Source organism: Pseudomonas sp. UBA3153 (assembly GCF_002364635.1).
In the GTDB taxonomy this organism is placed as follows: domain Bacteria; phylum Pseudomonadota; class Gammaproteobacteria; order Pseudomonadales; family Pseudomonadaceae; genus Pseudomonas_O; species Pseudomonas_O kuykendallii.
On the sequence record NZ_DEYR01000045.1, the window covers coordinates 156,825 to 165,138 of the forward strand.

Annotated in this window: 7 protein-coding genes; 5 read left to right on the top strand and 2 right to left on the bottom strand. The window is 67.9% G+C overall.

What is annotated here, in order from left to right; all coding sequences use genetic code 11:
- Positions 1–69: 69 nt before the first annotated feature.
- The 5 genes from ydcS (at position 70) to B2X67_RS11840 (ending at position 6,059) form a co-directional block, all read left to right on the top strand.
- Positions 70–1,221, top strand: a complete 1,152-nt coding sequence (gene ydcS, locus B2X67_RS11820; RefSeq protein ID WP_286785593.1) for a putative ABC transporter substrate-binding protein YdcS — start codon at positions 70–72, stop codon at positions 1,219–1,221.
- 188 nt (positions 1,222–1,409) lie between these two features.
- Positions 1,410–2,453, top strand: coding sequence for an ABC transporter ATP-binding protein (locus tag B2X67_RS11825; RefSeq protein WP_286785594.1), 1,044 nt, complete (start codon positions 1,410–1,412; stop codon positions 2,451–2,453).
- On the top strand, positions 2,453–3,400 hold the full coding sequence (locus tag B2X67_RS11830; protein WP_286785595.1) for an ABC transporter permease: 948 nt from the start codon (positions 2,453–2,455) through the stop codon (positions 3,398–3,400). The genes B2X67_RS11825 and B2X67_RS11830 overlap by 1 nt, the downstream gene beginning before the upstream one ends.
- Positions 3,390–4,196, top strand: a complete 807-nt coding sequence (locus B2X67_RS11835; RefSeq protein ID WP_273231382.1) for an ABC transporter permease — start codon at positions 3,390–3,392, stop codon at positions 4,194–4,196. Before B2X67_RS11830 ends, B2X67_RS11835 begins: the two co-directional genes overlap by 11 nt.
- Positions 4,197–4,634: 438 nt before the next feature.
- Positions 4,635–6,059 carry a gamma-aminobutyraldehyde dehydrogenase gene (locus B2X67_RS11840; protein WP_286785596.1) on the top strand — a complete coding sequence of 475 codons (1,425 nt, stop codon included), beginning with the start codon at positions 4,635–4,637 and terminating at the stop codon, positions 6,057–6,059.
- A 40-nt stretch (positions 6,060–6,099) separates the two neighbouring features.
- Here B2X67_RS11840 and B2X67_RS11845 read toward each other — a convergent pair whose 3' ends face one another.
- Together B2X67_RS11845 and B2X67_RS11850 are read right to left on the bottom strand one after the other, a co-directional pair.
- Complete coding sequence (locus tag B2X67_RS11845) at positions 6,100–6,393, bottom strand: SelT/SelW/SelH family protein (protein ID WP_273231377.1); 294 nt, start codon at positions 6,391–6,393, stop codon at positions 6,100–6,102.
- 116 nt (positions 6,394–6,509) lie between these two features.
- Positions 6,510–8,314, bottom strand: a 1,805-nt coding sequence (locus tag B2X67_RS11850; RefSeq protein ID WP_286785597.1) for a FimV/HubP family polar landmark protein, incomplete at its 5' end; no start/stop codon positions are given.

The following is an 8,314-nucleotide window of genomic DNA, read 5'->3' on the forward strand; positions in this document are numbered from 1 at the left end:
GGACCGGACGCGCTCCGGCCGGCAAGACATTCACTGCCCCGACTATCAAACCAAGAAGAGGGATTACCAATGTCAGCGCACACCACCGCTCTGCTCGGCGCACTCGCCGGCGCCCTGCTCGGCAGCAGCAGCCTGCAAGCCGCCGAAGCCCTGAAGGCCGTCGGCGCCGGCGAAGGCCAGCTCGACATCGTCGCCTGGCCCGGTTACATCGAACGCGGCGAAAGCGACAAGAGCTACGACTGGGTCAGCCAGTTCGAGAAGGACAGCGGCTGCAAGGTCAACGTCAAGACCGCCGCCACCTCGGACGAAATGGTCAGCCTCATGGCCAAGGGCGGCTACGACCTGGTGACCGCCTCGGGCGACGCCTCGCTGCGGCTGATCTATGGCAAGCGCGTGCAGCCCATCAACACCGCGCTGATCCCCAACTGGCAGGGCCTCGACCCACGTCTCAAGGACGCGCCCTGGTACGTGGTGGATGACAAGACCTATGGCACGCCCTACCAGTGGGGCCCGAACGTGCTGATGTACAACACCGACGTGTTCAAGCAGGCGCCGACCAGCTGGAGCGTGGTCTTCGAGGCCCAGGATCTGGCCGACGGCAAGCCGAACAAGGGTCGCGTGCAGGCCTACGACGGCCCGATCTACATCGCCGACGCGGCGCTCTACCTGAAGGCCAAGCAGCCCGAGCTGGGCATAAGCGACCCCTATCAGCTGACCGAACCGCAGTACGCCGCGGTGCTCGACCTGCTGCGCAAGCAGCACGCACTGGTGCACCGCTACTGGCACGACACCACGGTACAGATGAGCGACTTCAAGAACGAGGGCGTGGTCGCCTCCGGCGCTTGGCCGTACCAGGTCAACGCGCTGCAGCTGGAGAAGCAGCCGATCGCCTCCACCGTGCCGGCCGAAGGCGCCACCGGCTGGGCCGACACCACCATGCTGCACGCCGAGGCCAAGCACCCGAACTGCGCCTACAAATGGATGGACTGGTCGATGTCGCCGAAGGTCCAGGGCGACGTGGCCGCCTGGTTCGGCTCGCTGCCCGCGGTTCCCGCCGGCTGCAAGGAAAGCGAACTGCTCGGCGCCGAAGGCTGCAAGGTCAACGGCTTCGACAACTTCGACAAGATCGCCTTCTGGAAAACCCCGCAGGCCGAGGGCGGCAAGTTCGTTCCCTACAGCCGCTGGACGCAGGACTACATCGCGATCATGGGCGGACGCTGAACCCTTCGTTTTCTCGTCCACGTCGGGCCCGGGATGGGTGTGCCAGGAAAGGCCCCTCTCCCCGGCCCTCTCCCGTGAACGGGAGAGGGGGCATGCAACCCAGGCCGTCCGGTTTCTCTCGGCAGGGCGAGTCCCTCGCCCCCTCCACTTTCCACGCCGCCCTTTTGCTTTCCGGAGTAGCGCAGCAGATGACCATCGCCGTTCAGTTCACCCAGGTTTCCCGCCAGTTCGGCGAGGTGAAGGCCGTCGACCGGGTGTCCATCGATATCCAGGAAGGCGAGTTCTTCTCCATGCTCGGCCCGTCGGGCTCGGGCAAGACCACCTGCCTGCGGCTGATCGCCGGCTTCGAGCAACCCAGCGCCGGCTCCATCCGCATCCACGGTGCCGAGGCCGTCGGCCTTGCGCCCTACCAGCGCGACGTCAACACGGTGTTCCAGGACTACGCGCTGTTCCCGCACATGAATGTGCTCGACAACGTCGCCTACGGCCTCAAGGTCAAGGGCGTCGGCAAGACCGAGCGCCGAGCCCGCGCCGAGGAGGCGCTGGGCATGGTCGCCCTGGGCGGCTACGGCGCGCGCAAGCCCGTGCAGCTTTCCGGCGGACAGCGCCAGCGCGTCGCCCTCGCCCGTGCGCTGGTCAATCGTCCGCGCGTGCTGCTGCTCGACGAACCGCTCGGCGCGCTCGACCTCAAGCTGCGCGAGCAGATGCAGAGCGAACTGAAGAAACTGCAGCGCCAATTGGGCATCACCTTCATCTTCGTCACCCATGACCAGAGCGAGGCGCTGTCGATGTCCGACCGCGTGGCGGTGTTCAACAAGGGCCGCATCGAACAGGTCGACACCCCGCGCAACCTCTACATGAAGCCCGCCACGTCTTTCGTCGCCGAATTCGTCGGCACCTCCAACGTGCTGCGTGGCGGCCTGGCGCTGGAGCTGGGTGGCAGCGAACGGCCCCTGTCGATCCGCCCGGAGCACACGCGCCTGGCGGACAGCGAAGCCCTCGGCAGCGATGAAGTCGAAATCAGTGGGTTGCTCCACGACATCCAGTACCAGGGCGCCGCCACGCGCTACGAAATCCGCCTGGATAACGGGCAGAACTTCTGCGTCAGCCAGGCCAATACGCAGTGGGGCGAAGGCGCCGCGCTGCGCAGCACCGGACAGCGGGTGACGGCACGCTGGGCGCGCGCGGCGATGGTCGCACTGCACGACATCGCACCCGGAGCGGACGCCTGATGCAGCTCGCTCTCAATACCAGGACGGCGGCCGCCGGCGGCCCGCTGCGACGCCTGTCCAGCCTGCTCTACCGCAAGCCGAACCTGTACCTCTCGCTGCTGCTGGTGCCGCCGCTGCTGTGGTTCGGCGCGATCTACCTCGGCTCGCTGCTGGCGCTGCTCTGGCAAGGCTTCTACACCTTCGACGACTTCACCATGGCGGTGACGCCGGAGCTGACCCTGGCCAACCTCGGCGCGCTGTTCCAGCCGGCCAACTACGACATCATCCTGCGCACCCTAGGCATGGCAGTGGCGGTGTCGCTGGCGGCCGGCCTGCTGGCGTTTCCCATCGCCTACTACATGGCGCGCTACACCCGCGGCAAGACCAAGGCGTTCTTCTACATCGCGGTGATGCTGCCGATGTGGGCCAGCTACATCGTCAAGGCCTATGCCTGGACCCTGCTGCTGGCCAAGGGCGGCGTCGCCCAGTGGTTCGTCGACCACCTCGGCCTGGCGCCGCTGCTACAACTGGTCCTCGGCATTCCCGGGATCGGCGGCAGCACGCTGTCGACCTCACACCTCGGGCGCTTCCTGGTGTTCGTCTACATCTGGCTGCCGTTCATGATCCTGCCGATCCAGGCCTCGCTGGAGCGGCTGCCGCCGAACCTGCTGCAAGCCTCGGCCGACCTGGGCGCGCGCCCGGCGCAGACCTTCCGCCAGGTGATCCTGCCGCTGTCGATCCCCGGCATCGCCGCCGGCTCGATCTTCACCTTCAGCCTGACCCTCGGCGACTTCATCGTGCCGCAGCTGGTGGGGCCGCCCGGCTACTTCATCGGCAGCATGGTCTACGCCCAGCAGGGCGCGATCGGCAACCTGCCGATGGCCGCCGCGTTCACCCTGGTGCCGATCGTGCTGATCGCGATCTACCTGTCCATCGTCAAACGTCTGGGGGCCTTCGATGCACTCTGAACGAGCCTCCTGGGGACTCAGGCTGGCGGCCTGGGGCGGGCTGGTGTTCCTGCACTTCCCGATCCTGATCATCTTCCTCTACGCCTTCAATACCGAGGACGCGGCGTTCAGCTTCCCGCCCAAGGGCTTCACCCTGAAGTGGTTCAGCGTCGCCTTCGCGCGCCAGGACGTGCTCGATGCCATTGGCCTGTCGCTGCAGATCGCCTGCCTCGCCACGCTGATCGCCATGATCCTCGGCACCCTGGCCGCCGCCGCGCTGTACCGCCGCGACTTCTTCGGCAAGGAAGGCATCTCGCTGATGCTGATCCTGCCCATCGCCCTGCCCGGCATCGTCACCGGCCTGGCGCTGCTCGCCGCGTTCAAGAGCCTGGGCATCGAGCCGGGCCTGCTGACCATCGTCATCGGCCACGCCACCTTCTGCGTGGTGATCGTCTACAACAACGTCATCGCCCGTCTGCGGCGCACCTCGCACAGCCTGATCGAAGCGAGCATGGACCTGGGCGCGGACGGCTGGCAGACCTTCCGCTACATCATCCTGCCGAACCTCGGCTCGGCGCTGCTGGCCGGCGGGATGCTCGCCTTCGCGCTGTCCTTCGACGAGATCATCGTCACCACCTTCACCGCCGGCCACGAACGCACCCTGCCGCTGTGGCTGCTCAACCAGCTCAGCCGCCCGCGCGACGTGCCGGTGACCAACGTGGTGGCGATGCTGGTGATGCTGGTGACCATGCTGCCGATCCTCGGCGCCTATTACCTGACCCGGGGCGGCGAGGGCGTGGCGGGTAGCGGCAAGTGAAAGCCGCCCTCTCCCCAGCCCTCTCCCGTGAACGGGAGAGGGGGCGATCCGGGCGGGACCGCAAGTGATCAGTCTGACCGATCGTACTGCTGAGGCCGGGCACGAACGATGAACACCACACGAACACTCCCCTCTCCCGTTTACGGGAAAGGGGGCGGACCGGGCGGTCCGGAAGTGATCCGTCCGGACGATCGTTCTGCAGAGGCCGAGCACGAACGATGAACACCGACACGAACACTCCCCCTCTCCCGTTTACGGGAAAGGGGCGGACCGGGCGGGTCCGGAAGTGATCCGTCCGGACGATCGCGCTGCAGCGGCCGGGCACGAACGATGAACACCACACGAACACTCCCCTCTCCCGTTTACGGGAGAGGGGCCGGGGGAGAGGGCAGCAGCGCCCTCCCCAACCCAACGACAACCCATAGCGAGGCTGACCCCATGCAAACCAAACTGCTGATCAATGGCCAACTGATCGCCGGCGAAGGCGAGAGTCTCGCCGTGCTCAACCCCTCCCTCGGCGCGCCGCTGGTGCAGATCGCCGAAGCCAGCGAAGCGCAGGTGGACGCCGCGGTGCGCGCCGCCGACGCCGCCTTCGACGGCTGGTCGCAAACCGCGCCGAAGGACCGTGCGATGTTGCTGCTGCGCCTCGCCGACCGCATCGAGGCGCATGCAGAGGAGCTGGCGAAGCTGGAGTCGGACAACTGCGGCAAACCCTTCGGCGCCGCGCTGAACGACGAAATCCCCGCCATCGCCGACGTGTTCCGCTACTTCGCCGGGGCCAGCCGCTGCCTGTCCGGTTCCGCCGCCGGCGAATACCTGCCGGGACACACCTCGATGATCCGCCGCGACCCGCTCGGCGTGGTCGCCTCCATCGCGCCGTGGAACTACCCGCTGATGATGGCCGCCTGGAAACTCGCGCCGGCCCTGGCGGCAGGCAACACCGTGGTGCTCAAGCCGTCCGAGCAAACGCCGCTGACGGCGCTGAAACTGGCCGAATTCCTCGCCGAGATCTTCCCCGCCGGGGTGGTCAACATCGTCTTCGGCCGTGGCGCCAGCGTCGGCACGCCGCTGGTGACGCACGCGCGCGTGCGCATGGTCTCGCTCACCGGCTCCATCGCCACCGGAGCCAACATCATCTCCAGCACCGCGGCCAGCGTGAAACGCATGCACATGGAGCTGGGTGGCAAGGCACCCGTGCTGATCTTCGACGACGCCGACATCGAGGCCGCCGTCGAGGGCATCCGCACCTTCGGCTTCTACAACGCCGGACAGGACTGCACCGCCGCCTGCCGCATCTACGCGCAAAAAGGCATCTACGAGAAATTCGTCGCCGCCCTGGGCGATGCCGTGGGCAGCCTGAAGACCGGCCTGCAGAACGACGCCGCCACCGAACTCGGCCCGCTGATCACCGCGCAGCATCGCGACCGCGTCAGTGGTTTCGTCGAGCGCGCCAGCGGCCAGTCGCACATCGAGGTGGTCACTGGCGGCAAGGCGGTCGCCGGTGACGGCTTCTTCTTCCAGCCGACGGTGCTGGCCGGCGCGCAACAGGACGACGAAATCGTCCGCAACGAAGTGTTCGGCCCGGTGGTGTCGGTCACGCCGTTCGACGACGAGTTGCAGGCGCTGACCTGGGCCAACGACTCCGACTACGGTCTCGCCTCGTCGATCTGGACCCGCGACGTGGGCCGCGCGCACCGCCTCTCGGCGCGCCTGCAGTACGGCTGCACCTGGGTGAACACGCACTTCATGCTGGTGAGCGAAATGCCCCACGGCGGCGTCAAGCGCTCCGGCTACGGCAAGGACATGTCGATGTACGGGCTGGAGGACTACACCGCGGTGCGTCACGTGATGTTCAAGCACTGAAGCTGTCGCGCAGGGCACCCCTGCGCCGCAGGGGCCGCGCCTAGGTGCGTGCCTCGTTGTGGCCCAGGTCACGCCCGGGGTCGATGCGGTCGCGAACCCGCTGCTTGAGCACCTTGGCCTCGGGGAAACCGCCGTCCGCCTTGCGCTCCCAGAGCTGCACGCCGTCACAGGTGATGCGGAACACCCCGCCCGTTCCCGGCTCCAGGGCGACCCGGCCGAGGTCGTCGGCGAACGTGGACAGCAGCTCCTGCGCCAGCCAGGCGGCGCGCAGCAGCCACTGGCACTGGGTGCAATAGGTGATGACGATTTCGGGGCGTGGCGTGGGAAGGGTCATGGCGATCTCGCGGGCGGGCCGGGCGACCAGCATAACGGCAACCACGACCGTCGCCGAGGCGCGAAAAGCAAAACGCCGCATCGGAATGCGGCGTCTCGGTGGCGCGGGCGACCTTCTTACGCGATGCGAGACAACAGCTCGCGAGCCTCTTCCTTCTGCTGCTCGTCGCCCTGGTCGATCACCTCGTTGAGGATGTTGCAGGCGCTCTGGATCTCGCCCTGCTCGATGTAGGTCATGGCCAGGCTCATCTTGCGGCTGGCGGCCAGGTCGTCCAGCGGGCGCTCGCTCGACAGGTCGTCACCGAAGGCATCGAGGAAGTCGTCGCTGAGGTCCGCTTCGAAACCCGAGCGCGCCGACGGCTGCTCCGGCTCGTCCAGCTCGAAAACCTCCGGCAGCTCCTGCAGGTTGGAATGGAAGTCCGGCTCCTCTTCGACCTCGGCCTTGCCCTGCCCTGCCCTGGACGACTGGTTGGGGAACGGATTGATCAGGTCCCAGTCGGCGTCCAGCGACAGGTCGTCGAGGTTCAGCGGGTAATCGTTGGGATCTTCGTCAGGCGCCGCGTGGGCGACCGGTGCGGGCGGCAGATCGTCCAGGTCGAGCACGGCATCCTGCAACGGGTCGACCCGCGAGTTGGCCATCGCCACGGCATCGGCGTCCGCGTTCATCGCCGGATAGCGGGTCTTGATCCGCTCGAGCTGCGCCGGGCTCGCGCCCATCTCGCGCAGCACCGCTTCCTCGCGGGCGAACCCGCCAAGATCGCCGTTCTCGGCGAGCACTTCGAGCAGGCGCAAACGCAGGTCCATGCGCGCGGGCGCGTTTTCCAGGGCGTGGCGCAAGGTGCTTTCGGCCTCGCCGAAGCGACCGTAGGCGATGTAGATGTTGGCGGCTTCCAGCGGATCGGTGGAGATCTGCGTGCGCGTCTCGACGGGCTGCTCGACGCTGGCCGTGCTGCGCACGCGCGCCGGGCTGACCAGTGCATCATCCTCGACCACTGGCACCACGACCACCTGAGGGTCGGGCAGCCGCGCGGGCTTGCGCCGACGGCGCAAGAGCAGCAGCAACGCCAGCAGCATCGCCACGCAGAAGGCGCCGATCAGCCAGATCGACGAACCGGTCGACTGCTCGGCCTCGGCGGCCGCTTCCTGCGCGGCCGGTTCCTCGGCGACGGGCACGGCCGGAGCAGGCTCGGCGGCGGGAGAAGTCTGCGCAGGAGCGGTTTGCGCAGCGTCCGCCGGCGGCAGGGCCGGTTCGGATTCGTCCTGCGGCGCGGCGGCCGATGCCTGATCGTCCAGCGGCGCTACGGCATCCGTGGGCGGCGTTTCCGGCTGGCCGGGCGCCGCGAAATCCGCAGGCGCTGCGGCGGACGGACCTTGCTCGGCCGCGGCGGGCGCGGTCGCCTGGGGAACAGCCGCTGGCGTCGCGCCGAGACGCGACTCCAGGCTGGCCAGTTGCTGGTCCCTCTCGCTCAGTTGCTGCTGCAGGATCTGCAGCTGGTTCTGCAGGTCGCGCATCTGCTGCTGCAGCGACTGGCTCTCTTCCGCGCTGGAGGCGAGCTCCTCATCCACGCGCCGCTGCAGGGCAGCCTGGCTTTCCGGGGAACCGGGAACACCGGGCATCGGTGCGGAGGGCCGGGTGTTCTCCAGCTCTTCATCCTCGCTGGACAGCGAGAGCATCGCGGGCGGCGCCTCTTCGGCGAGCGTATCGGGCAGCAGCAGCTCGGCGCCCACCTTGAGGCGATGCGCTTCGCCGCCGACGAAGGCCTGCGGATTGAGCAGCTGGATATCGCGCATCAGCCCTTCCAGCGAGGCTTCGCCGCCCGGGTTGAAGCGTCTGGCGATGGCCCACAGGCTATCGCCGCTGGCGACGCGGTAGTGCTTGCCCTGCACGGCGGCGGGCAGCGGACCGGAGGGCGCGCGCGCGG